This is a genomic window from Rhizobium atlanticum, assembly GCF_030182485.1.
GTDB lineage: Bacteria > Pseudomonadota > Alphaproteobacteria > Rhizobiales > Rhizobiaceae > Rhizobium.
In genome coordinates, this window is the sequence record NZ_JAQJCJ010000008.1 from 220,828 (window position 1) to 245,832 (window position 25,005).

The window sequence follows — 25,005 nt, forward strand, 5'->3', positions numbered from 1 at the left end:
CCTTCTTAGTCTGCGGACAAAACCCGAGGGAAAAGATGTTCGCGGGATGCGGGCTCTTCGAACAAACAGGAGAAATCATGAGGTCAACCATCGCAACCGTGACGGCCGCAGCCATCGCCGCGCTCCTTGCCGCCGCGCCGGCCGTTGCGCAGGAGCGCGTCGTTAACGTCTACAACTGGTCGGATTATATCGACGACAGCATCCTTGCCGATTTCACCAAGGAAACCGGCATCAAGGTCGTCTACGACACTTTCGATTCCAATGAGACTGTCGAAACCAAGCTGCTTGCCGGCGGCACCGGTTATGACGTCGTCGTTCCCACGGCCGACTTCCTGCAGCGTCAGATCCAGGCGGGCGTCTTCCAGAAACTCGACAAATCCAAGCTGCCGAACCTTTCCAACATGTGGGATGTGATCCAGGAGCGCACCGCTGCCTACGATCCGGGCAACGAATACGCTGTCGACTACATGTGGGGCACCGACGGGATCGGCTATAACGTCAAGAAGGTCGCAGAAATCCTCGGGCCTGATGCCAAGCCAGGTCTCGAAGTGATCTTCGACCCGAAGGTGGCCGAGAAGTTCAAGGATTGCGGCATCTACGTGCTCGACACGCCGAAGGACGTGATGACCACGGCGCTGCGTTATCTCGGCCTCGATCCGAACTCGACCAAGCCCGAAGATTTCAAGAAGGTCGAGGAATTGCTGACGGCGGTGCGCCCTTATATCCGCAAGTTCCACTCCTCCGAATATATCAACGCCCTTGCCAATGGCGATATCTGCATCGCCTTCGGCTATTCCGGCGACATGCTGCAGGCCCGCGACCGCGCGGCCGAGGCCAAGAACGGTGTCGAGGTCAACTATTCGATCCCCGTGCAGGGCGCCCAGATGTGGTTCGACATGATGGCAATCCCGGCCGATGCCAAGCATGTGGCCGAGGCGCACGAATTCCTGAACTACCTGATGAAGCCCGAGGTCATCGCCAAGGCGAGCGACCACACCTTCTACGCCAACGGCAATAAGGCCTCGCAGCAGTTCGTCAGCAAGGAAGTGCTGGAAGATCCGGCCGTCTATCCGACCGACGAGGTGATGAAGAACCTGTTCACGGTCAAGCCGTGGGATCCGAAGACCCAACGCACGGCGACGCGGATCTGGACGAAGGTCGTGACCGGCCAGTAGGTTGGTGCCAGGCCCGGACGGAAACGTCCGGGCCTTTCAATTACCGGCCCGGGTGGAGGCCGGCTGAAAACTTATTCTCGAGGAATATGATGAAATCTTTGGGCAATATCCGCCGCGCCTTCGCACCCTGGACCGATCCTTCTGCAAAACCTTTCATAGCCTTCAAGAATGTCACCAAGCGTTTCGGCAATTTCACCGCCGTCGATGATCTGTCGCTGAACATTTATCATCGCGAGTTCTTTGCTCTGCTCGGCGCCTCCGGCTGCGGCAAGTCGACGCTTCTACGCATGCTCGCCGGCTTCGAGCAGCCGAGCTCGGGCGAGATCATCCTCGATGGCACCGACCTCGCCGGCACGCCGCCCTACAAGCGGCCGGTCAATATGATGTTCCAGTCCTACGCGCTTTTTCCGCATATGACCGTCGAGAAGAATATCGCCTTCGGCCTCAAGCAGGACGGCATGCCGAAGGACGAAATAGTCGAGCGCGTGACGCAGATGCTGAAGCTCGTAAAGCTGGAGCAGTTTGCCTCACGCAAACCGAACCAGCTCTCCGGCGGTCAGCGCCAGCGCGTCGCGCTCGCCCGCTCGCTCGCCAAACGCCCGAAAGTGCTGCTGCTCGATGAACCGCTCGGCGCGCTCGACAAGAAGCTGCGCGAGGAAACCCAGTTCGAACTGATGGACCTGCAGCAGACGCTCGGCCTCACCTTCGTTGTGGTCACCCATGATCAGGAAGAGGCGATGACCATGGCCGACCGCATCGCGGTCATGAGCCACGGCCAGGTCGTGCAGGTGGCAACGCCGGGCGAAATCTACGAGGCGCCGAATTGCCGCTTTGTCGCGGACTTCATCGGCGACGTGAATATCTTCGACGGCAAGGTGACGACGTCAGGAAGCGGGGCGGTCGAGATATCAGTCGAAAGCGGCCTGACGATCCGGACTGCCGCCACGGAGGCGCCGGCGACCGGCAGCACGGTCGGTTTTGCTATCCGCCCGGAAAAGATTCGCGTGACGCGCACGGCCCCCGCGAACGCCTCGGTCAATGCCGCCAAGGGCGAGATCTGGGATATCGCCTATCTCGGCGACATGACCGTCTTCCACATTAAGCTGCCGGGCGGCAAATTCGTCAGAGCCTCTTCCCTCAACGCGCAGCGTTCCGTCGAAGACCCTTTCACCTATGATCAGGAGGTCTGGGTTTCGTTCGACGAGAATGGCGGCGTGCTGCTGAAGGACTGAGGCTATGGAAACTTTCGCATCTCGCCTTTACAACCGTCTCGTCATCATTATCCCCTATGCTTGGCTGCTGCTCTTCTTTCTGGCGCCGTTCTTCATCGTCTTCCGTATTTCCCTGTCGACGACGGCAATCGCCATCCCACCCTACGAGCCGGTCTTCTCCTTTGCCGATGGCTGGGGTGGTTTCTGGAGCAAGGTCGCGACCTTCTCCTTCGATAATTACGGCTATCTCACCGACGATCCGCTCTATTTCAACGCTTATCTCTCGAGCGTCATCATCGCGGCGGTCTCGACCTTGCTGATGCTGCTGATCGCCTATCCGATCGCCTATGGCATGGCTCAGGCCCCGCGCCGCATCCGGCCGACGCTTTTGATGCTCGTCATCCTGCCGTTCTGGACGAGCTTCTTGATCCGCGTTTACGCCTGGATCGCTATCCTGAAGCCCGAAGGGCTGCTGAACCAGCTTCTCCTGTCGCTGCATGTGATCGACAGCCCATTGATCATCCTCAACACCACCACCGCCGTCTATATCGGCATCGTCTATTCCTATCTGCCCTTCATGGTGCTGCCGCTCTATTCGGCGCTCGAAAAGATGGACGGCACGCTGATCGAGGCAGCGCAGGATCTCGGCTGCACGCCGATCCAGGCCTTCTGGCGCGTCACCTTCCCACTGTCGATCCCCGGTGTGGTTGCCGGCTGCATGCTGGTCTTCATCCCTGCCGTCGGCGAGTTCGTCATTCCCGATCTTCTCGGCGGTTCGCAGACGCTGATGATCGGCAAGACGCTCTGGAACGAATTCAACGCGAACAGAGACTGGCCGGTCTCCTCGGCGGTCGCAACCATCCTGCTGATGATCCTGGTGATCCCGATCGTTTTCTTCCAGAATGTCCAGGCCAAGGCCGAAGAGCGGGGGAAGTAAGCCATGCTGAGATGGACCCGTTTCAACATCATCTCCGTCGTGCTCGGCTTTGCCTTCCTCTATCTGCCGATCGTGCTGCTGGTGGTCTTTTCCTTCAACGAATCGAAGCTCGTCACCGTCTGGGGTGGCTTCTCCACCAAATGGTATGTCTCGCTGCTCTCGAACCAGGCCCTGCTCGATGCCGCCTGGGTAACGATCCGTGTCGGTCTGCTGTCGGCCACCTTCGCGACCGTCCTCGGCACGATGGCGGCGCTGACGCTGGTGCGCTATAGCCGCTTCCGCGGCCGCATGCTCTTTTCGGGAATGGTCTATGCGCCGCTCGTCATGCCGGAAGTCATCACCGGTCTGTCGCTGCTGCTGCTCTTCGTGGCGATCGGCTTCGACCGCGGCTTCTGGACGATCACGCTGGCGCATACGACGCTGACCATGTGCTTCGTCGCCGTTGTCGTGCAGTCACGGCTCTTGAGCTTCGACCAGTCCATTGAGGAAGCCGCCCAGGATCTGGGTGCGCCGCCGGTGCGGACCTTCTTCGAGATCACGCTGCCGATCATCTCGCCGGCGGTGTTTTCGGGCTGGATCCTGGCTTTCACGCTGTCGCTTGACGACCTCGTGATTGCAAGCTTCACCTCCGGCCCCGGCGCAACCACACTGCCGATGAAGATCTATAGCCAGGTGCGCCTTGGGGTGACGCCCGAGATCAACGCGATCTGCACGATCCTGATCGCCATCGTCGCGGTCGGCGTTATCTGCGCATCGATCGTCACCAAGCGCCGCGAAGTGCAGCGCGAGCGCGATGAGTGGGCGGCTGCTGCCGGCGCCTGATCCAACGAAAACGAAGAGCTCCAGCAGGTCTGGCTGGCGGTCGCTGACGACATGAACGTTTGACTTCGTTCACCGATGTCGCCGAGAGCGCATCGTTGTGAAATCTCAGCCGAGATAGGATGCCCGCTCGAACGCCTTTAAGAGTGCTCGCTCGGACAGATTGAGGTAGGTCTCCATCTCGTGGCACGCCTGACTGTTCTCACCTTTTTCTGTCAGGGTAACGATAGTGTTGTTCATATCAATGAACGGTGCGTGAAGTTGCTCCAGATTATCCAGAAGCCCGAACCCAAGGCGCAACTCTGCTGCAACGCGTTCGTAGAAATCGCTAAGCCGTGCGCTGTCTGCTAGGCCCACGATCGCGCTGTGAAATTTCATGTTGGCACTTCCTACTGCATGCCAGTCCTGCTCTTCACGCTTGGTCTTCGCCTCCTCCACAGCCTCGCGCATCGCTTTGACCGCAGGATGAAGTCGCCAGGCTTGCCGAAGCGCGCCGCATTCCAACATCCGGCGAACTCGGTAGATGTCCATGATAGAAGCCACATTCGGTGTTGCTACAAATACACCCCGATTGGTCTCGTGGCGGAGCAATCCGTCCTTGGTAAGCAGCCGAAAGGCCTCGCGGAGTGAGTTACGCGACACTTCAAACCGATCACTGAAGCCTGCTTCCGACACCCGCTGCCCAGGTAACAATTCACCGGAGATCAACAAAGCGCGGATGCGCTTCGCCAATCGGTCTGCCAAGGGCTGATTCTCAGCTTTTTCGGTCACCGAAACCTCTTCTGCCGCATGGGGATACTCGGCCATTGCATACCACTAAAATGGGCAACTGGAAGCGCCAATGTGAGAACGGAAAATCCATTTAATGGGGAAATCAGTACGGTTTCAGTAAACGATGCAATTTGATCGTTGAACAATCAGTTAGCTACGTCTTCGCCTGCTCCCATCGCGCTGAAGGTGTCTCTGATTAAGACATTGTGTATCGATCAACAATATGAGAGATACGCTCCATTTTTGCATGTTTTTGGCGGAACGATGAGTAATGATCGTTGAACAATCTTGACAACGTCGCAGAGCAGATCATGATGGGAGTGCTAAAAGCATCCGCGAGGGGCGGGTGACGATAAACGGAGAAACTTCCATGCAGCAGACCGAGCTCGCGCACGGCCGCCAGGTTGCGGCTGTGCAAAGCGCCAAAGCGCAGCGCTACGCCTTACTTTCCGCAATGTTCCTGATGTCGATGGCAGCCGTAGGACCGGGCTTCATCACACAGACGGCCAATTTCACCGTTAAGCTCGGGGCAGCCTTTGCCTTCGCGATCATCGTTTCCATCTTGATCGACTTCGTCGTCCAGGCAAATGTCTGGCGTATTGTAACGGTGACCCGCATGCGGGCGCCGGCAGTTGCCAACGCGGCAATCCCGGGTTCGGGTTATCTGCTGGCCGTTCTGGTGATTATCGGTGGCCTGTTCTTCAATATTGGCAATATCGGAGGGGCAGGGCTTGGCCTCAATGCCATGATCGGTCTCGATCCGAAGATCGGCGGAGCGATCGGCGCCCTTGTTGCCATCGGCATCTTCGTTTCGCGTCGTGCGGGTGTGGCGATGGATCGCGTGGTCTTCGTCGCCGCCTTCGTCAAACTTGCACTTATTCTTTACGCTGCAGTCGTTTCCGGTCCACCGGTCGCTGATGCTTTCCACCAGACGGTCCTGCCATCCACAATTGACTTTGCCACCATCACCACGATCGTGGGCGGCACGATCGGCGGCTACATTACGTATGCCGGTGCGCATCGCCTGCTCGACAAAGGAACGGTCGGAGTCGAAAACATCGGCGCGGTCAATCGCGCGGCGCTGAGCGGCATCGCTATCACCGGAGTGTTGCGCTATATCCTGTTCCTGGCCGTTCTCGGCGTCGTTGCCTCTGGAGCGGTCATCGACCTGTCCGGCAAAGCAGCAAATCCGGCAGGCCAGGCCTTCCATGCCGCGGCCGGCGACATCGGCTTCCGCCTGTTCGGCGCAGTCTTCCTAGCTTCGGCGCTAACCAGCATTATCGGCGCAGCGTACACGTCGGTCTCGTTCCTCACGGCCTTCAAGCCGGATATGAGCGAGCGGCAACGTAACTTGTCGACAGTTGGTTTTATCTGCATCTCGCTGATCGCCTATATGCTTGTCACCACCCCGCCGGCCGCTATGCTTGTGTTCGTCGGCGGTCTGAACGGTCTCGTGTTGCCCATCGGTCTTTCGATCCTGTTGTTCGCAGCCTGGAAGCGCGCAGACCTGATGCATGGATACCAATATCCTCGGTGGCTCCTGGGCCTTGGTGCACTCGCCTGCTGCCTGACCTGGTACATGGCCTACAAGTCCGTTGGCCCTATCTTCGCGCTGCTCGGCTATTAAAATCATCCACCCAAACTTTAGCCGGCCATATTGGTGTGGCCACGCAAGTCCACTGCTTCAGGAGGAATATCATGATGGCCGTTATCGATCTCAACAGCGATCTTGGCGAAGGTTACGGCGCTTGGAGCATGGGGGATGATGCCGCAATGCTCGCCGTTGTTTCCAGCGCCAACATTGCCTGCGGTTTTCATGCCGGTGATCCGGCCGGGATCTACCGCACAGTCAAGGGTGCTGCTGAGAAGGGCGTCGCGGTCGGCGCGCATGTCTCCTACCCGGATCGCGTCGGCTTCGGCCGCCGCGATCTCGATGCCACCTCTGAAGAACTGATTGCCGACGTCATATATCAGATCGGCGCGCTGAAGGGCGTTGCCGCAGCCGCTCGCACGACCGTTCGTTACGTGAAGCCACACGGCGCACTCTACAATCGTATCGCGAACGACTCAAAACAGGGACGGGCCGTCATCGACGCCATAAAGGCCGTCGATCCTTCCTTAATCCTAGTGGGCCTTGCCGGAGCACCCATTCTTGATCTCGCCCGCAAGGAGGGGCTCGTTGTTGTCGCAGAAGCCTTTGCCGACCGAGCCTATACTCCGCAGGGACAATTGGTCTCCCGCCGCCAAGCCGGTGCGGTGCTGCACGACGCCACCCATATCGCCGAGCGCATGTTGCAGCTTGCCCGTGAAGGTACGCTTGAGGCCATCGACGGCAGCAGCATCAAGATTGAAGCGCAATCCATCTGTGTTCATGGCGACAGCCCCGACGCCGTTGCCATAGCACAGGAAGTCCGCCGCCGTTTCGAACTGGAAGGCGTCGAAATCCGTTCGTTCACGCCCGCCATTTGAGGAACAGCGCATGATCATTCCCCCTCTTGCCTTAGGCAAGCCGTGGCAGCCATCATGGCCTCCGGCGTTCGCTTCGCCATAACCTGTGCACCGAGCCACATGTTCGTAACCGACATTTCCGATTCTGCCGATCACGTGTGAGAACAGAATGCGTTTTCTTCCGGTCAGCCTCACCACCCTGCTTGTCGAACTGGCCGATCTTGACCAGACGCTTGCTTTGTTCGCCTCCCTTCAAGCCGATCCGATCGAAGGTATCGAAGAAACAGTTCCGGCGGCCCGGACGCTGATGATCCGTTTTCGCCCAGAGAGAATTAGCGGCGAGACACTGGCAAGCAGGCTTGCGACCCGCGATCTCTCGGCCAAAATCGCCGTCTCGGAAAATCTCGTCGAAATTCCCGTTCGTTACGACGGTGAAGATCTCGGCGACGTCGCTGAATGGACCGGCCTGAGTGTTGAAGAGGTCATCCGTCGGCACACCGAAAGCGAGTTCATTGTCGCCTTTTGTGGTTTTGCGCCCGGTTTCGGCTATCTCGTCGGTGGCGACCCCGCGCTTCACGTACCACGCCGCCAAAGCCCCCGCACCCGTATACCCGCTGGCTCCGTCGGGCTTGCCGGCGCTTTCAGCGGCGTCTACCCGCAAAACAGCCCCGGTGGCTGGCAGATCATCGGCACAACGCCCTTGAAGATGTGGGATATCGATCGCGATCCAGGCGCGCTTCTCCAGCCCGGTTATCGCGTCCGCTTCCTCAATATGGCAGGCAACACCGTTTCTGTTGCCTCCACGACGCCGCGTAAAGATGAGACGGAAACAGACAGGACCGCACCACGCTTCGAGGTTCTTGCGGCACCGATGCCGGCACTGTTTCAGGATCTCGGACGCTTCGGCCAAACCGGCCAGGGCATCTCGGCAGCCGGAGCGCTTGATCGCAGTGCTTTCAATTCCGCTAACCGCATTGTCGGCAATCCCGCCAACACACCCTGTCTTGAACTGACGCTCGGCGGGTTTTCCTTCAAAAGCTCAAGCCGGACCGTTATTGGTGCTGCCGGAGCGCTCGGCTCGATCACGATCAAAACCGCAGCCGGACGCACATTCACTGCCGAAGCTTATGCCCCGGTATCCGTGGAGCCCGGCGATGTGGTGACCTTTGGCCAACCGCTGAAGGGCATGCGCAGCTATCTTGCTGTGCGCGGCGGTTTCAGGGTCGAACCCGTCCTTGGCAGCGTTGCAACCGATACGTTGGCAATTGTCGGCCCGCAGCCGGTCACTGCTGGCTCAACCCTCTTTTTAAATCTCGTGAACTCAGGCCTTTCGAGCGTTTCAATCGACGAGGTACCGGCGTTCGACCCACCGCGGCCTGGCGATGTGGTAACACTCGATGTGGTTCTGGGTCCTCGCACGGACTGGTTCACGCAAAGGGGACTCGAGACCCTGACAGGCCAGCTATGGCAGGTGACGCCACAGTCGAACCGCGTCGGCATCCGGCTGGCTGGCGACATTCCGGTCGAACGGAAGGATAGCGCCGAACTGGCAAGCGAAGGTACTGCGACAGGCGCCATCCAGATACCTCACAGCGGCCAGCCGGTCCTGTTCCTTAACGATCACCCGTTGACCGGCGGTTATCCGGTCATCGGCGCAGTCGCCAATTATCACCTTGATCTTGCGGGTCAGATTCCGGTGAACGCAAAAATCAGGTTCCGGCCAATTGGCCCGTTCGCCGAAATATCGGCGGGCGAGAACCCAGAATTCCGAGGAGAACAGCGATGAAGAAAGTACTGATTGCCAATCGGGGCGAGATCGCGGTGCGCATCATCCGCGCCTGCTGCGACTACGGTATCCAGTCCGTCGCCGTTTATGCCGACCCTGATCAAGACGCACTATTTGTGCGCCTGGCGGATGAGGCTTATGCACTTGAAGGTATCCGCCCTGCGGAAACCTATCTTGACATTTCCAAGCTGATCGCCATCGCAAAACGTGCCGGCGCAGACGCCGTACACCCCGGTTATGGTTTTCTCTCCGAGCGCGCCGAATTTGCGCAAGCGGTAATGGATGCCGGTTTGACTTGGATCGGCCCGGACCCCCAGGTCATTGAAGCGCTCGGCGACAAGGTGGAGGCGCGACGCATTGCCACCAGCGTAGGTGCACCGTTGGTCGCGGGAAGCGATGGTCCAGTCTCCTCCGCAGCAGAAGTCATCGCCTTTGCCGAGGAATATGGCCTTCCTGTTGCCATCAAGGCGGCTCACGGCGGCGGCGGTCGCGGCCTGAAGGTCGCGTGGAAAATGGAGGAAATCTCCGATCTTTACGAATCCGCCGTTCGTGAAGCAACCGCCGCCTTTGGTCGCGGCGAATGTTTCCTCGAACGTTTCCTCGATCGACCCCGCCATATCGAAGCGCAGGTCGTTGCGGACAAGCACGGCAATGTCCTCGTTCTTGGAACGCGAGACTGCTCCCTACAGCGCCGGAACCAGAAACTGATCGAAGAAGCGCCGGCACCTTTCTTGTCCAAGGAGCAGCGGCACAAGATTCACGAGGCGGCGAAATCAATCATCGCGGCTGCAGGCTATTCAGGTGCCGGTACCGTTGAATTCCTGCTCGGCGTTGACGGGACGATTTCCTTCCTCGAAGTCAATACTCGGCTTCAGGTGGAACATCCCGTAACCGAGGAAACGACTGGCATCGATCTGGTCATCGAGCAATTTCGCATCGCAGAGGGCCATAAGCTGCGTGTCCTCGATACGCCGCAACCGCGTGGCCATTCCATGGAGTTTCGCATCAACGCCGAAGACCCCGGCCGGGGTTTCCTGCCGACGCCCGGCTCCATCTCGGTTTTCGATGCGCCTTCCGGCCCCGGAATCCGTCTGGACAGCGGTGTCGTTGGCGGTTCAAGCATTCCGGGCGTGTTCGATTCGCTAATGGCGAAGCTCATCGTAAGCGGCTCAGACCGAGACGAAGTGCTGCGCCGTGCTCGCCGCGCCCTGAAAGAATTCCGCATCGAGGGCGTGGCAACCGTCCTGCCGTTCCACCGTGCGGCCATCGAAACCAAAGACTTCATCGGCAGCGATGGTTTCAAGGTGCATACGCGATGGATCGAGACTGACTTTGCCGCCATGCCAGACGCGATGGAACGTCCTGAACCGGCAAACGATCCATCCATGACCCACACATGGCTGGAGATTGACGGCAAGCGCGTAAAAGTTGGACTGCCAAACATATTGTTATCCGGTCTTAGCACGGCCGGTCAGATCGACACCGCCGCAGCCGATGCGAACGGTCAAAAAAAGGAAGAAGGCGTTGTGGCACCAGTTTCCGGAACGCTGCAATCCTTCAAGGTAGAGGATGGCGCTACTGTTGCCGAAGGTGATCTCCTGGCGGTGATGGAGGCCATGAAGATGGAAACACAGATCGCTGCCCCGAAGGCGGGCAAGGTCCACCTTCTTGTAAAGGAAGGCGACTATCTGCAGGCTGGCGTGTCGCTCATGGCGCTTGAATAGTATGACGGACGGTCGATTTGCCGCCGCCATATGATTGGCAATTAACCGATCGTCCCCGGCGCAGGCTGGTCTTGCTCGGAATGCTCTGGCCGATGACCGCCAGGCCTTTTCTCGGCGAGAGGCTGGTACGCTCGCCCTTTAAGAGGGGCCGCAGCGTTGGGTTGCCGCCAAATAGCGATTCGCTCTGCTCAATGGAACTTGTTGTGAAACGACGGCAGATCGGGCGTCCCGATGGCTATTGCGCGTGGGGCGCGGTGTTCAGAAGTGGAACCGGCGAGATCAGCGGGTTCGGCCATGAGCCGCCGACGAAGAACGGCAGAAGCGGCAGCTCTGCTGCCTTGGCCGGATCGGTTGTCTCCAGCGAACCGGAAAGCGCCAGACCGTTGGACTGATAGGTGACCACGCCGGAAAGCGCCAGCGTCTGCGTCGGCCCGACGATGTGGGCGTCATGGATTTCGGCGGAGCCGTTGGCGAAATCGGCTTGAAGGTCCAACTGGTTGAAGGCGAAAGCGCCGCCCGCTGCGGCACTCAGCGGAAAGAACGGCTTTTGGGCCGCCTGTGTCCTGAGCGCTCCTACGTCGATTCCGGGAATCGTGCCCTCCCTCGTCCAGAAATGCAGTCTACCGGTGACGTCGGCAAGACCGGCCGTCCAGATCGCCTTCGACGACTGCAGGTCGAGATCGAGCGATCCCGTTGCAAGCGGCAGCGGCCCTTTGAGCTGCAGACGCTCGGCAAGGCCGGCGAAGTCGGCGTCGCGGATCGATAGCTGCAGCTTGCCGCCGCCGTCGAAGTCACGCCGCGTCGCCTCCAGATGCGCCGTCATTTCGCCGCCTTCGAAGCCGCTGTCGCCGATATCGAATTTCGCCTCGCCGCCGGTGACGATCATGCTGGCGCCGACATCGGAAAGCTCGAAGCCGCCCATCTCGGCGCGCCGCGCCGAAAGCCTGACGTCGACGTCGAGCAACTGCAGCGGTTCGCTGATGCCGGCGGAAATGTCCTCCGCCTCACCGGCCGCCAATCTCAGGGCGAAAGCATCAAGGAACGGCTTCAGGTTCATCTGGTCGAAGGCGAGCGTGCCTCCGATCTTCGGCCGGCTGCCGGCCGTGGTCGAAAGGTCCATCACGCCGGTGGCGCTCGCCTCGTTCAGCGACAGGCTGAGATCGTTGAAACGCAGCCCGCTGCCCGACGACATGATGTCGGATTCCAGCGAGGCGCTCTTCAGAGTGCCGACGCCGGGGAGCGATCTGCCTGACCATGTCAGAAACGCCGGCACATCGGGAATGCTGACGGCGATATTGCCGGACAGCGCCGAAAGGCTGGCGATGCTGGCGATCCCTTGAAAATGGGCCGTCAGCAGGTTTGACGTCAGCGATGTCCGCGTCTCGGCGCTCTTGCCGGCAAAGGCAAGCAGCGGCTGGCGCGAGGCGAAATCCACCTTCAGGTCCACGCCGTTGATACGGGCGATCACGACAGCCGAGATCGCGCCCGAGAGCCGTGGCCAGCCGATGTCGGCCGTGACGCTGTCGAAATTGTAAGTCTTGGCGCTCTTGAGGTCGGTGACGGCAAGCGTGCCGTCCTCGACGGTGACCGCACCGATCTCGGCATCGAGAGCGGGATCGAGCACCTCAGCCCCGGTTTCGTAGCGCACGCCGCTGATCGCGCGCGCAAGCAGGCCGGAGTGACTCCAGTCGATCAGGCCATTCTCGTCACGCGTCAGCGCCAGATTGGGCCGCAGCAGATGGAATTCGTGGAAACTCGTCCGGCCTCTCAGCGCATCGATCAGGCTGAAATCCGCCGACAGGCTTTCAATACTGCCGAGCAGCTTGTCGCCGCTTTCGCGCGGCTGGCGGATGGTGACCTGGTTGAGCGTGATGCGCGGCGTCGGCCAGAATTCGAGAACCGGATTACCCTTGATCTCGGCATGGTAGCCCGTCCATTTCGACAGCGCATCCTCGATGCCGGAGCGCACGAAACCCGTGGTGATGAGATAGGGTGCTGCGACCCTAAGCGCCACGAACAGCGCAAGCGCAATCAGCAGAATCAACGTCGACACGCGGGCAAAGGCCGGAAACCAGCGCGAAACGGGCCCGATCTTCCTGCGCCACCTGCGATGTCTGGACGTACTCATGATCTCTGCCGCTTACCGGTTATGCGCTGATTTCGCCGGATATATGAAATATCAGGGCTACGCAATCCAATGCATGTCACCCGGAGGCGTGCAGCGGTTCCGGGATAACGACATCATAAAACGAAGAGCCGAACCGCGTCGCATGAATCCGGTTTATGCGACGCGTTTAGGCTTGGGATCGGACGGTCGCGCACTTTATAATGCAATGCAGCATGATATAAGGACGGGATTGGGGAGGAGGAGTGAATGCAGGATAACAAGCCACTTTGGGTGCCCTCGGCCGAGACCGTTGCAACAAGCCCGATCCATGCCTTCATCGAGCGCTGTAATTCCGAGTTCGGGCTTGCGCTTTCCGGCTTCGAGGATCTGCATGCATGGTCGGTGGCCGAGCGGGAGAAGTTCTGGTCGACCGTCTGGGATTTCTGCGGCGTGAAGGGAGAGCGCGGCGCTAAGGTGCTCGTCGACGGCGACAGCATGCTGGAGGCCCGCTTCTTTCCCGATGCGACGCTGAACTTCGCCGAAAACCTGCTGGCTGGCCGCGGCGATGCCGACGCCATCATCTTCCGCGGCGAGGACAAGGCCGAAGACCGCTGGTCGTGGGACCGGCTGCGCGCCTTGGTCTCGAAGCTGCAGCAGGCCCTCACGGCACTTGGCATCGGCAAGGGCGACCGCATCGCCGCCATGATGCCGAACATGCCGGAAACCGTCGCCGCCATGCTCGCCGCCGCGTCGATCGGCGCCATATGGTCGTCCTGCTCTCCCGATTTCGGCGAGCAGGGCGTGCTCGACCGCTTCGGCCAGATTGGCCCCAGGCTTTTCATCGCCTGCGATGCCTATTGGTATTCCGGCAAACTGCAGGATGTCGGTCCCAAGGTTGCCGCGGTGGCGAAGAGCCTCGGTGTCCCGACGATTGTCGTCCACTATGCCGGCGATGCCGAGGCGGTGGCGGGCAGGACGCCCGGGGCTTCGACGCTGGACGCCTTCATTGCTCCCTATGAGGCCAAGGAGATCGCCTTCACGGCGCTTGCTTTCGGTCATCCGCTCTACATCCTCTTTTCCTCAGGCACGACCGGGGTGCCCAAATGCATCGTGCATTCGGCCGGCGGCACGCTGCTGCAGCATCTCAAGGAGCACCGGCTGCATTGCGGCCTGGAGGCAGGCGAGAAGCTCTTTTACTTCACCACCTGCGGCTGGATGATGTGGAACTGGCTGGTCAGCGGGCTCGCCAGCGGTGCCACGCTCTGCCTGTTCGACGGCTCGCCCTTTGCACCTGACGGCAATGTGTTGTTCGACTATGCCGAGGCGGAAAAATTCGCGATTTTCGGCACCTCGGCAAAGTATATCGATGCGGTGCGCAAGGGCGGGTTGACGCCGCGCAAAAGCCACGATCTCTCCAGCCTCCGGCTGATGACCTCCACCGGCTCGCCGCTGTCGCCCGAGGGCTTCACCTTCGTCTATGAGGGCATCAAGGAAGATGTACAGCTCGCCTCGATCTCGGGCGGCACCGACATCGTTTCCTGTTTCGTGCTCGGCAATCCGCTGCAGCCGGTCTGGCGCGGCGAGATCCAGGGGCCGGGCCTCGGTCTTGCGGTCGACGTCTGGGATGATGACGGCAAGCCGGTGCGCGGCGAGAAGGGCGAACTCGTCTGCACCAAGGCCTTCCCCTCCATGCCTGTCATGTTCTGGAACGACCCTGATGGCGCCAAATATCGCGCCGCCTATTTCGACCGGTTCGACAATGTCTGGTGCCATGGCGATTTTGCCGAATGGACGGAGCATGGGGGCCTCGTCATCCACGGCCGCTCGGATGCGACGCTCAATCCCGGCGGTGTGCGCATCGGCACGGCCGAAATCTACAACCAGGTGGAACAGATGGACGAGGTGGCCGAGGCACTGTGCATCGGCCAGGAGTGGGATGACGACGTGCGTGTCATCCTCTTCGTCCGCCTTGCCCCTGGTGTGACGCTGACCGAGGATCTCATCAAGGCGATCAAGACGCGCATTCGCACAGGCGCCTCGCCGCGGCACGTGCCCGCAAAGGTCATCGCGGTAGCCGATATACCCCGCACCAAGTCAGGCAAGATCGTCGAGCTTGCGGTGCGCGAGGTCGTTCACGGCAGGCCCGTGAAAAACCAGGAGGCGCTCGCCAACCCCGAAGCATTGCGCCTCTTCGCCGATTTGAGCGAACTGAGGGACTGATAAGGAACGGTAAACCACAAGCTTTCACCATTCAGCAATGACCTGTCATGGAAACCTTTCGTTAAGAAACCTTTGTCAAAGGTGAAACAACTTGGGGGCCGCACATGAACGAGGCGGCCTGAAGCCTCCGGGCTTACGAAACATGACGTTGATCGACTGAGCTCTTGTTGAACAGCACCTATTTGAAGGCAGCCTCCGGGCTGCCTCTTTTTTGCTTGCCCGTGCAGCGTTCCCGCGGCTCCGCCCCGTCGATAGAGATCAGCCAGCCAGCACGCGTTGCGACGGGAAGGTGATCTCGACGAGCGTGCCTTCGTTCGGCGCCGAATTGATCGAGAATGTGGCCCGGTTGGCATCCACCATCGCCTTGGTCAGCGGCAGGCCGAGCCCTGTGCCGTCGCCGCGATGGCGTGACTGGGTCGAGGAGACCTGGCGGAACGGCTTCATCGCATGGTCGAGTTCGGCGCGCGTCATACCGATTCCGGTATCGCGGACCCTCAACACCACGCTGCCATTCGCCTCGTAGGAGGTGGAAACGACGATCTGCCCGCCAGACGGGGTAAAGCGGATGGCGTTCGACAGGATGTTGAGCGCGATCTGCTTGATCGAGCGCAGATCCGCTACGACTTCGGGCACCGAATGCGACAGCGCCGTGCGGATGATGACGCGCTGGCCGTTTGCCTGCGGCTGGACGAGGGCGACGGCCTCCGAAACGGCCTCGTTGAGGCCAACGGCGGCGAAGTCAAGATCCATCTCGCCCGCCTCGATCTTTGAAATGTCGAGGAGATCATTGACGATATCGAGGACGTGCCGGCCGGAGCGGCCGATATCGTTGGCATACTCGATATAACGGGGATGGCCGATCGGACCGAAGCGCTCGCCGGCCATCATGTCGGAAAAGCCGATGATGGCGTTGAGCGGCGTGCGGATTTCATGACTGACGCGCGCGAGGAAATCGGTCTTGTGGGCGTTGGCGGTTTCGGCCGCGCCCTTGGCGTTGCGCAGCTCATCCTCGGTGCGTTTCCACTGGGTGATATCGCGGATGACGGCGCAATAGCCGTTCGAGGAGGTCAGCCGGCCCATCGTCATGAACAGCGGCACGAAGCCGCCGCCGGCCTCGCGGCCGATCACCTCGCGCCCGTCGTTCAGCACGCTTGCCACGCCGTGACCGGAAAGGCCGTTCAGATAGTCGAGGACGGCTTTCTGGCTCTCATGGGCAAACAGCATGACGAAGGGTTTGCCGCGCGTCTCCTGCTCGTCGTAATTGAAGAGCGCGCTTGCCGACCGGTTCATCGAACGGATATCACCCTCGGTGCCGATGACGACGACGCCGTCGGTCGCCGTTTCGAGGATCGAGCGCAATTCCTCGACCTCGACCTGAAGCTTGGCGACCTTCTCGACCATCCGCTCCGGACGCGCTTCGGGCCGGTTGCTGTCGCCGCGGCCATCTTCCTTGCCTTCCACCGGCATCAACGCCAGCATCAGAGCATTGGCATCTTCCCACCGCACCGATTGCAGCCGGGCAGTCACCGGCGTCAGCGTGTCGTCGGCCTTGACGAGCATCATGGTGCCGGAACCGGTTGCCTTTTCCTCAAGTTCGCGGCGCTGCAGCAGCGCTTCGATACCGCCGACCTCACGCAGCGCGTCGAGCGAATGATAACCCGTCAGCCGCATGAATTCGGGATTGGCATGGATCAGTTGATCGCCGACATGGATAAGCACTGCGACCGGCAATTGGTCGACCGTACCGGCCGAAAGCCCGTCAATCATCTTCACGCGCGGGGGGATGAAACTTGTGAGAACCTCGATCTGGCTGACCGTCTCCTCAAGCCCTTCCGTCGCCTCGTCCTCGGCGATGGCGTCGGGTTCTTCAGCGGCGTCTTCGCGCAGCGGGTCGACCGCGTTCTCGAAGATTGCCTCCTGCGGCGCCGTCTGCTCGACCGAAGCGGCGTCGGCCGTATCGGCGGCGGGCGTTTCGCCGGTGATGGCTTCCGCACTTTCTTTGAAGGATGCTGATTCCGTAGCGGTAGTGCCCGTCGGCGGGGCGTCAGGCTCTTGCCTGCGGGCGCCGAAGGCTTCCAGGCGCTTGGCGATTTCGCGGAAGTTTGCCTGTTCGGCGGCCGTCAATGCGGCGCCTGTGCTGTGAAGCTGCACGACCTTGTCGGTCGAACGGCGATTGGGCGTTTCCACGATGCGAAGCGCCGGGGGTTCGTCTGCGGCTTCGGCCGCTGGCGCTTCACCGCCGCCCTCCTGCATCTCTTCGGCGGCGCTCTCCCGGGCGGGTCGCTCGAAGCCGGCCTCTTCTCCGGTCGCTTCGAACGGCGTCTCTTCGGTCTGCGGGTGGTCCTCGATCGCGTCCGCTGCGATCGTTTCCGACGGGGCCGCTTCGGGCCCGGCTTGAATGTCGTGTGCCGACTCGGTGACAGAGGGGTCGGCCGCCAAGCCGAGGCTTGCCGCATCATGGCCGATGCCGTCCGGGCCGAGCGTCAGGCCGAGCGCCAGCGGATCCTCCTGCGCATCGGAAAGCCGGACGACGCCGAAGCCGCGAAAACCGTCGAAGTCGCGGTTGCGGGTATAGGTCGGCAGAGCGGCGAGATCGACCGGGACGACGAGGCTGGTGCCTTCGACCGGCCAAAGGATCGTCTTGCCCGACCATGTGTCGCGGCGCGCAAGCGCCTCGGAAATCTTGCCCTCGGAATCGAGATTGAAGAGAGCGGCGATATCGCTGAAGGCGGAGCCGATGATGGCGGATGCATGCGGGCCGACGGCCTCGGCAAATTCGTGGCTGACCTCGTTGAACCGGCCTTCCGCATCGATCTTCCAGACGAAGCGGGTAGCACGGCTGTTCGGCCTGAAGACGAAACCGGGCTCGGGCGCAAGCGACGGGGCAGGGGCAGAGTCGGACGCTGCGGTTGTTGCGATGGCCGGCTCTTCGCGGGCGGCTTCCAGCGCCTCATCGATGGCCATTTGGCCGGCTTCGGCAGGCGTTTCAGCCGTCAAGGCCGCTTCCGCCGCCTCGTCGGCGGTCGCAGCGGGCTCGTCGACTTCATCCATGCGGCCCTCGGTCGCGCCGTCTTCGTTCTCCGGGGCTTCGTCTGCGGCTGGATTCTCGTCGGCAACCGCCGCCTCTGCGGATGTGAGGGCCGCCTCTGCCGGCTGTTCCCGGTCGTCGGTGATCTCCTCCAGCGTCTCCTCGACCTCTTCGATCCCCGAGACCGCATCGACGATCTCGCCGATCCCGGTCGCCGGAGTCGCCGCTTGCGAAGGAAGTTCGGATGACGACGTGCCTTCTTCCCCCGCCGGCGCGTCAGCCGCCTGCGGCGGTCCATCGACTGCGTCGAACACGGGCACGTCGACCGGATCGAGATGCCCGATCGCGGTTTCCACGGCAAAGAGCAGATTGAGCGCCGGCTCGTCGCTGAGCCTGCCGACCGCAGCCGGAAGATAGCCCCTGCCGGTGGCGACCGGGCGCTTCACCAGGCGATCGGGATGCGCGCCGGCAAGGTTGATCAAGGCCTTTGCGGTCTCGCCTGATATGGCGAGCGAGGCAAAGCCCGGCGAGGCTGCGATGACTTCGCCATTGGCGCCGATGACGGCCATATGCGTGTCGGGATCATCGAGACCCTGCAGCATCTGGGCCGCTGCAGCGCTAGCCGTCAGCGGCCTTGCCGATACCGGCACGGAAAACAGAATGGCCTTCTCGCCTGATGAAAGCCGGATCAGTTCGGCTGCCGCCTGCACCTGCACGCGCTGAAAGCCCTTGGCAACGCGGATCATCAGGCTTCTGTTGTCGCCGATATCGGCGAGCTGACGCGCCGCCGTTTCCAGCTGCCGAAAGGTGATGTCGGTGCGATCGACGCCCTGGTCGAGCAGATCGTAGATCGCCGAATGGCCGAAAAGCTCCGCACCTGCGCCGTTTGCCCAGAGCAGGCGGGCAAGATCTGATGAAAACAGCACCATCGCTTCGCCGCGCGAAAAGCGCTCCCGCACCCGCGCATGCACGGCGATATCGATGAACGGATACTGGACTGCGGGCATGATCGAACCTTGTCGCTGTCGGCCTTCAAAATTAACGGCTTATTAATAACTGCAGGTCGCATGCCGGTCCAGAACAGCGGGGTGCTTTCGGGCGAAAGGGTTAACGACTTGTGCGTTGCACAATTTATGTTGCAATGCACAATTAGATGTTTTATATAGACGTCATTCGATGATCACAGGCAGCGACTGCCTTAGCCCAAAGGAATGCGACCCATGGCTACCATAAAGACCGATGACGTTTTTTCAATCGCTTCTTTCGACCCCTCCAAGCTGGCTGAATCCTTCCGCGAATTCGCTGAAAAGGGCGCACAGCAGTCGAAAGACGCCTACGCCAAGCTGAAGAGCGCTGGCGAAGAAGCCGGCAAGACGCTCGAGGCGACCGTCCAGACGGCACAGGCCGGCACCGTCGAGATCGGCCTGAAGGCGATCGACGTCCTGCGCGTCAACGCCGAAACCTCGCTCTCGCACATGGAAGCACTGCTCGGCGTCAAGTCCGTCGCCGAATTCGTCGAGCTGCAGACCTCGTTCCTGCGCAAGCAGGCCGAGCTTGCCGTCGATCAGGCGAAGTCGATGCAGGAAACCACCAAGCAGGTTGCCGAAAAGCTCGCAAAGCCCTCCAAGGAAGCCGCCGAAAAGGCCATGGCATCGTTCAAGGTCGCTTGATCGGCTCCGGTCTATCGCAAATAAAAGGCTGGACCTCGCGTCCAGCCTTTTTGTATATTGATGAGGAATGGGACTTGAATTCATCGTCAAGTCCTCGTATGTGACCCCCGTCGCGCCAAACGTGATTTATGCGGTTGTAGCTCAGTTGGTTAGAGCGCAGGTTTGTGGCACCTGAGGTCAGTGGTTCGACCCCACTCAACCGTACCATCTACCCACTTCAGCAAATGCTTTACAGAATGTCGTTTCGACCGAAAATCGGCGGTACAGACGTTCAACGATATGTGCAAAGATCCCGGTCCAATGTTGTCGCTTCATGCCAAAGCCCAGGCTTTCACGCGTGGAATGGCAGACGAGGCTCGCCTCCTGATCAGCCAGCAACTCCCGAAGGATATTGAACGGTGCCCTAAAGAGGACCTCCGATTCCGACGCCAAATCTGCTGCTCATTTACTACATCAACTGGAATATTCGAGAAGCACAACCCACCCGTATGGTGCCATACCACTGCGTAAGCTACATGTGCGGCACGCAGCAGCAACGAGGTTCGCATTGCGCCAGTCCGCCACTCGATCCGGAACGATCAGTTCGCGCAAGCCAAATCGCCGAAGATGCGAATCGCGAAGCCGACCCGCGGCAAGAGGGACGGAGACAACGTTCGGGCGGCCGAAACACTTCGGACCTCTTTTACCCGACGAGCCTCCAGACTTACTAAATTTAGCAGATGACCGTAACTTCAATTTAAGTGCCGTCATGCGAGCAATTGCGAAGGTTCGGACGGGCAGAGCACAGGATGCTCGAATATGTCTTCCAGCCTTTGTTAGAGGTTGCGGAGGAAGCGCTTCATAAGCGCTAGTCGCCAAGATCAAAAACCTTCTCGAACAGAAATAAAGCTTTTAGTTGAATTTCCTCTTCAAATGGAGCAGAGGGAAATCGGCGTTAGGCGCGGCCGAAATGAAATAGGAAGACGGGGATTTTATGACGGACCTCATTACTTCGACGAAGAGCGTCATTTCGACTGGGGATCAGAAAGTTGACGGGCTCTTCAGCGGCACTGCCTGGAACGGAACGATAACCTATGCGTTTCCCACGACCTCGTCATCGTATGACTATAGCGGAGAGAAAGACTATTCTTTCTCTCCAATTTCATCGCAGCAGAAGTCTCTCGCCTTGTTCTTCATGGAGCAGTCCTATGGGAGCGCGGCAAACGACGGCTTCTCCGTAGAAGGGTTCACAAACGCCAACTTTGAGGCCGGAAGCGCGGATACCGCAACCGTGCGGTTCGCTCAATCGTGGCTGCCTCCGACGGCATGGGCCTATACTCCGGATGCCGGCGAGCCGGCAGGCGACGTCTGGTTCGGGACGGAATATGCTGGCACCGAAGATGATCTTCGCTTTCCGAGGTTCGGCAATTATGCAGGCCATACCTTGGCGCACGAGCTGGGTCACGCTCTCGGACTGAAACATGCTCATGAGTCGGAGATTACCAATCCGACAGTCGTTCCGAACGCCTACGACTCCCTCGAATATACGATCATGACCTACCACACGTATGTCGGGGACAGTTTGAGTGGGTACAAGTATGAGCATGATGGCGCGCCGCAAACCTTCATGATGCTCGACATCGCCGCCCTGCAGGAAATGTATGGTGCGGACTACACTACGAACAGTGGCGATACCGTCTACAAATGGAGTCCGAACCAGGGCATCACCTATGTCAATGGCGTTGCGGCCATCACGCCCGCTGCCAACCGCATCTTCGCGACAATCTGGGACGGCGGCGGTATCGATACCTATGATCTGAGCGCTTATGCGACCGCCCTCAAGATCGACTTGCGAGCAGGGGGATACTCGGTCTTTTCCCAGGATCAGTTGGCCGACCTGGGAGGAGGTCCGAATAATGGTTATGCCCGCGGCAACATTTTCAACGCCCTTCTTTATCACGACAATGTTGCGTCCTTGATCGAGAACGTTAAGGCCGGCTCCGGCAATGATACGATCACCGGCAACGAGGCGGACAATACTCTCTGGGGCAATGCCGGAAATGACACCCTGACCGGCGATTCCGGTAATGATACGCTCGACGGCGGGACCGGAATCGACAAGCTGTCGGGCGGAGTGGGCGACGATGTCTACATCGTCGACAATGCCAGCGACACCGTGATTGAGAATGCCAATGAGGGGACGGATACGGTCCGGACGACGCTTTCTTATACACTCAGCGCCAACGTCGAAAACCTGACCTACACCGGCACCACCACGTTCGTGGGTCACGGCAATGCGGCGGCCAATGTGATCACCGGCGGGACGGGATCTGATTGGCTTGACGGGGAGGCCGGCGACGACACGCTGATCGGTGGTGCGGGCGACGATACCTATGAGGTCGATAGTCTCGGCGATGTCGTGGTGGAGGCGGCCGACGGCGGCACTGACAAGATCCGGACCGATCTTGCGGCTTATTCGCTCGCGGACATCGCCAATGTCGAGAACCTATCCTTCGTAGGTAACGCCAATTTTACCGGTGTCGGTAATAGTCTCGACAATGTAATAACTGGTGGGTTAGGCGACGATACGCTCTCCGGTGGGGCAGGCAACGATACTCTGAATGGTACATGGGGAAATGACTCGCTTGCCGGTGGGACCGGCAACGATATTTATGTCGTTTACGATGCCGGCGACACTATCATTGAAAACGCCGACGAGGGCATAGACACAGTTCAGACGTATGCGGCGAGCTACACACTGAGCGCCAACGTTGAGAACCTGACCAAAATCGGCTCGGGTGCAATTACCGGCACTGGCAACAACCTCAACAACACCATCACCGGCAGTGCGGCCATCGATATTTTGTCGGGCGGTGGCGGTGATGACACGCTGAACGGCGGCGCCGGCGCCGACACGCTGATCGGCGGGACGGGCAACGACACTTACATCGTGGACAACGCGTCCGACGTCGTTACCGAAAACGCCGATGAGGGCATCGATGCGGTGCAAACGGCGCTGGCAAGCTACACTCTGGCCGCCAATGTCGACAATCTCACCTTTAGCGGCACCGCAGCCTTTACCGGGACGGGCAATGACCTTGCCAACACGATCAAGGGCGCGGCAGGTGCCGACACCCTGGACGGGAAAGCCGGAGCAGACATACTGATTGGCGGAACGGGCAACGACACCTATCTTGTCGATAACGTTGGCGATCTCGTTACTGAAAGGCCGAATGAAGGAGCCGATCTGGTCAAGACGACGTTTTCTTCCTATGCTTTGACCAATAATGTCGAAAACCTGATCTTCATCGGCACTGTTGATTTCGTCGGGACTGGAAATGGTCTCGCGAACACGATCTCCGGCGGTGCCGGCAACGACACGCTTGACGGCGGCGCCGGCAATGACACGCTTGACGGCGGTGCCGGCAACGACATCTACGTGGTCGACAACGCGGGCGACGTGATCAAGGAGGCTGTCGGCGCCGGCACCGACGAAATCCGCACGGCGCTTGCAGCTTATTCGATCGCCGCATTGGTCAATGTCGAGAACCTGACCTATACCGGATCCGCCAACTTCACCGGCACCGGCAATGCGCTCTCCAACATGATCACCGGCGACGCCGGCAATGACACGCTGAATGGCGGGGGCGGTGCGGACAGCTTGATCGGCGGTGCGGGTGACGACACTTATATCGTCGACAATGCCGGCGACCTCGTCACCGAAGCTGCCGACGAGGGAACCGACACGGTTCGCACGACATTGGCGAGCTATAGGCTTGGCAGCGATGTCGAGAACCTCACCTATATCGGCATCGGCACGGTAGCCTTTGCCGGAACAGGCAATGATCTCGACAATACCATTCTGGGCGGGGCAGGTGCCGATACCCTGGATGGGAAGGCCGGTGCGGACAGCTTGATCGGCGGTGCCGGCAACGACACCTATATTGTCGATGACGGTGGCGACGTGGTCACCGAAGGGCTGAATGCAGGCACCGATCTGATCAAGACGGTGCTTTCAAGCTATACGCTCGGCAACAATGTCGAGAACCTGCTCTTTACGGGGTCCGGCAGCTTCACCGGCACCGGCAATGCGCTCGCCAACACGATCACCGGCGGCGCCGGCAATGACACGCTGGACGGCGGCGCCGGCAACGACACGCTGGACGGTGGTGCCGGCAACGACATCTATGTCGTCGACAGTGCCAGCGACGTGATCAAGGAGGCGGTCGGCGCTGGCACCGACGAAATCCGCACGGGACTTGCAGCCTATTCGATCGCCGCATTGGTCAATGTCGAGAACCTGACCTACACGGGATCCGCCAACTTCATCGGCACCGGCAATGCCCTCGCCAACACGATCACCGGCGGCGCCGGCAATGATGTTCTGAATGGCGGGGCAGGTGCTGATATCTTGATCGGCGGCACGGGTGACGACACCTATTTCGTCGACAATGCCGCCGACAGTGTCATCGAGAACACCGACGAGGGAACCGATACGGTTCGCACGACATTGGCAAGCTATACGCTTGGCAGCGACGTCGAGAACCTCACCAATATCGGCATCGGCACGGTAGCCTTTGCCGGAACAGGCAATGATCTCGACAACGTGATCACCGGTGGCGCTGCCGCCGATACGCTTTCCGGCGGTGTCGGCAATGACACGCTGAATGGCGGGGGCGGGGCCGATCGTTTGATCGGTGGTGTTGGCGACGACACCTATATCGTCGACCATGCCGGCGACCTCGTCACCGAGAACGCCAATGAGGGGATCGACACGGTTCGGACGAACCTGAGTGCCCACACATTGGCGGCCAATGTCGAGAACCTCACCTATATCGGAGCGGCAGCCTTCGGTCCAGACGGCGCTTGCCGGCTATACGCTCGGCAACAATGTCGAGAACCTGACCTATACCGGATCCGCCAACTTCAGCGGCGCCGGCAATGCGCTCGCCAACACGATCACCGGTGGCGCCGGCAATGACACGCTGAACGGCGGGGCCGATGCGGACACCTTAATCGGTGGTGCGGGCCACGACACCTATATCGTCGACAATGCCGGCGACATCGTCACCGAAGCTGCCGATGCCGGGACCGATACGGTTCGAACCAACCTGGCGATCTATACGCTTG

General features: G+C 60.2%; 14 protein-coding genes, 1 tRNA gene and 2 pseudogenes. 14 read left to right on the top strand and 3 right to left on the bottom strand.

The annotated features are described in order from the left end of the window. Positions 1-77: 77 nt before the first annotated feature. The 4 genes from PH551_RS14295 (at position 78) to PH551_RS14310 (ending at position 4,145) form a co-directional block, all read left to right on the top strand. On the top strand, positions 78-1,175 hold the full coding sequence (locus PH551_RS14295) for a polyamine ABC transporter substrate-binding protein (protein ID WP_097600375.1): 1,098 nt from the start codon (positions 78-80) through the stop codon (positions 1,173-1,175). Between the two features lie 89 nt (positions 1,176-1,264). Further along, positions 1,265-2,407, top strand: coding sequence for an ABC transporter ATP-binding protein (locus tag PH551_RS14300; RefSeq protein WP_085779965.1), 1,143 nt, complete (start codon positions 1,265-1,267; stop codon positions 2,405-2,407). Between the two features lie 4 nt (positions 2,408-2,411). Continuing rightward, positions 2,412-3,323: an ABC transporter permease subunit gene (locus tag PH551_RS14305; protein ID WP_183702755.1), complete on the top strand. Its 912-nt coding sequence runs from the start codon at positions 2,412-2,414 to the stop codon at positions 3,321-3,323. 3 nt (positions 3,324-3,326) lie between these two features. Next, the gene (locus PH551_RS14310; RefSeq protein WP_085777001.1) at positions 3,327-4,145 is read left to right on the top strand and encodes an ABC transporter permease; all 819 of its coding nucleotides are present in this window, start codon (positions 3,327-3,329) and stop codon (positions 4,143-4,145) included. 105 nt (positions 4,146-4,250) lie between these two features. Here PH551_RS14310 and PH551_RS14315 read toward each other — a convergent pair whose 3' ends face one another. Then, positions 4,251-4,913 carry a GntR family transcriptional regulator gene (locus tag PH551_RS14315; protein ID WP_285193493.1) on the bottom strand — a complete coding sequence of 221 codons (663 nt, stop codon included), beginning with the start codon at positions 4,911-4,913 and terminating at the stop codon, positions 4,251-4,253. 370 nt (positions 4,914-5,283) lie between these two features. Here PH551_RS14315 and PH551_RS14320 point away from each other — a divergent pair, with 370 nt between their 5' ends. The 5 genes and pseudogenes from PH551_RS14320 to PH551_RS14340 all read left to right on the top strand — a co-directional run bounded on the left by PH551_RS14320 (position 5,284) and on the right by PH551_RS14340 (position 10,871). Further along, positions 5,284-6,540, top strand: a complete 1,257-nt coding sequence (locus tag PH551_RS14320) for an NRAMP family divalent metal transporter (protein ID WP_285193477.1) — start codon at positions 5,284-5,286, stop codon at positions 6,538-6,540. Positions 6,541-6,614: 74 nt separating this feature from the next. After that, the gene (locus PH551_RS14325) at positions 6,615-7,382 is read left to right on the top strand and encodes a LamB/YcsF family protein (protein ID WP_221157670.1); all 768 of its coding nucleotides are present in this window, start codon (positions 6,615-6,617) and stop codon (positions 7,380-7,382) included. A gap of 45 nt (positions 7,383-7,427) precedes the next feature. Continuing rightward, positions 7,428-7,523 (top strand): annotated as a pseudogene (locus PH551_RS14330) (DUF1445 domain-containing protein); the annotation flags it as partial. Between the two features lie 7 nt (positions 7,524-7,530). Then, a complete protein-coding gene (locus PH551_RS14335) occupies positions 7,531-9,147 on the top strand; it encodes a 5-oxoprolinase subunit B/C family protein (RefSeq protein WP_285193478.1) in 1,617 nt (538 codons plus the stop codon). Beyond that, positions 9,144-10,871 (top strand): acetyl/propionyl/methylcrotonyl-CoA carboxylase subunit alpha, encoded by a 1,728-nt coding sequence (locus tag PH551_RS14340; protein WP_285193479.1) that lies wholly within the window; start codon positions 9,144-9,146, stop codon positions 10,869-10,871. The genes PH551_RS14335 and PH551_RS14340 overlap by 4 nt, the downstream gene beginning before the upstream one ends. Positions 10,872-11,106: 235 nt before the next feature. Here PH551_RS14340 and PH551_RS14345 read toward each other — a convergent pair whose 3' ends face one another. Further along, on the bottom strand, positions 11,107-12,999 hold the full coding sequence (locus PH551_RS14345; RefSeq protein ID WP_285193480.1) for an AsmA family protein: 1,893 nt from the start codon (positions 12,997-12,999) through the stop codon (positions 11,107-11,109). Positions 13,000-13,245: 246 nt separating this feature from the next. Here PH551_RS14345 and PH551_RS14350 point away from each other — a divergent pair, with 246 nt between their 5' ends. Then, positions 13,246-15,198, top strand: coding sequence for an acetoacetate--CoA ligase (locus PH551_RS14350; RefSeq protein ID WP_285193481.1), 1,953 nt, complete (start codon positions 13,246-13,248; stop codon positions 15,196-15,198). A gap of 258 nt (positions 15,199-15,456) precedes the next feature. On the opposite strand, the gene PH551_RS14355 is transcribed toward PH551_RS14350, so the two are convergent. Next, complete coding sequence (locus PH551_RS14355) at positions 15,457-19,233, bottom strand: ATP-binding protein (RefSeq protein ID WP_285193482.1); 3,777 nt, start codon at positions 19,231-19,233, stop codon at positions 15,457-15,459. A 213-nt stretch (positions 19,234-19,446) separates the two neighbouring features. Between PH551_RS14355 and PH551_RS14360 the strand changes: the two genes are divergently transcribed. From PH551_RS14360 to PH551_RS14380, 4 genes and pseudogenes are all read left to right on the top strand, one after another. Beyond that, positions 19,447-19,896 (top strand): phasin, encoded by a 450-nt coding sequence (locus tag PH551_RS14360; RefSeq protein WP_285193483.1) that lies wholly within the window; start codon positions 19,447-19,449, stop codon positions 19,894-19,896. Between the two features lie 130 nt (positions 19,897-20,026). Continuing rightward, a tRNA-His gene (locus PH551_RS14365) sits at positions 20,027-20,103 on the top strand. 766 nt (positions 20,104-20,869) lie between these two features. Continuing rightward, on the top strand, positions 20,870-24,856 hold the full coding sequence (locus tag PH551_RS32910; protein ID WP_350223853.1) for a M10 family metallopeptidase C-terminal domain-containing protein: 3,987 nt from the start codon (positions 20,870-20,872) through the stop codon (positions 24,854-24,856). Between the two features lie 4 nt (positions 24,857-24,860). Next, a pseudogene (locus PH551_RS14380) lies at positions 24,861-25,005 on the top strand (calcium-binding protein); the annotation flags it as partial.

Bases quoted from the DNA above. Each gene is read 5' to 3' on its own strand.
- PH551_RS14360 (WP_285193483.1), top strand. From the start codon at position 19,447: ATGGCTACCATAAAGACCGATGACGTTTTTTCAATCGCTTCTTTCGAC.
- PH551_RS14335 (WP_285193478.1), top strand. From the start codon at position 7,531: ATGCGTTTTCTTCCGGTCAGCCTCACCACCCTGCTTGTCGAACTGGCC.
- PH551_RS14345 (WP_285193480.1), bottom strand. From the start codon at position 12,999: ATGAGTACGTCCAGACATCGCAGGTGGCGCAGGAAGATCGGGCCCGTT.
- PH551_RS14350 (WP_285193481.1), top strand. From the start codon at position 13,246: ATGCAGGATAACAAGCCACTTTGGGTGCCCTCGGCCGAGACCGTTGCA.
- PH551_RS14305 (WP_183702755.1), top strand. From the start codon at position 2,412: ATGGAAACTTTCGCATCTCGCCTTTACAACCGTCTCGTCATCATTATC.
- PH551_RS14355 (WP_285193482.1), bottom strand. From the start codon at position 19,233: ATGCCCGCAGTCCAGTATCCGTTCATCGATATCGCCGTGCATGCGCGG.
- PH551_RS14320 (WP_285193477.1), top strand. From the start codon at position 5,284: ATGCAGCAGACCGAGCTCGCGCACGGCCGCCAGGTTGCGGCTGTGCAA.
- PH551_RS14295 (WP_097600375.1), top strand. From the start codon at position 78: ATGAGGTCAACCATCGCAACCGTGACGGCCGCAGCCATCGCCGCGCTC.
- PH551_RS14340 (WP_285193479.1), top strand. From the start codon at position 9,144: ATGAAGAAAGTACTGATTGCCAATCGGGGCGAGATCGCGGTGCGCATC.
- PH551_RS14310 (WP_085777001.1), top strand. From the start codon at position 3,327: ATGCTGAGATGGACCCGTTTCAACATCATCTCCGTCGTGCTCGGCTTT.
- PH551_RS32910 (WP_350223853.1), top strand. From the start codon at position 20,870: ATGACGGACCTCATTACTTCGACGAAGAGCGTCATTTCGACTGGGGAT.
- PH551_RS14300 (WP_085779965.1), top strand. From the start codon at position 1,265: ATGAAATCTTTGGGCAATATCCGCCGCGCCTTCGCACCCTGGACCGAT.
- PH551_RS14325 (WP_221157670.1), top strand. From the start codon at position 6,615: ATGGCCGTTATCGATCTCAACAGCGATCTTGGCGAAGGTTACGGCGCT.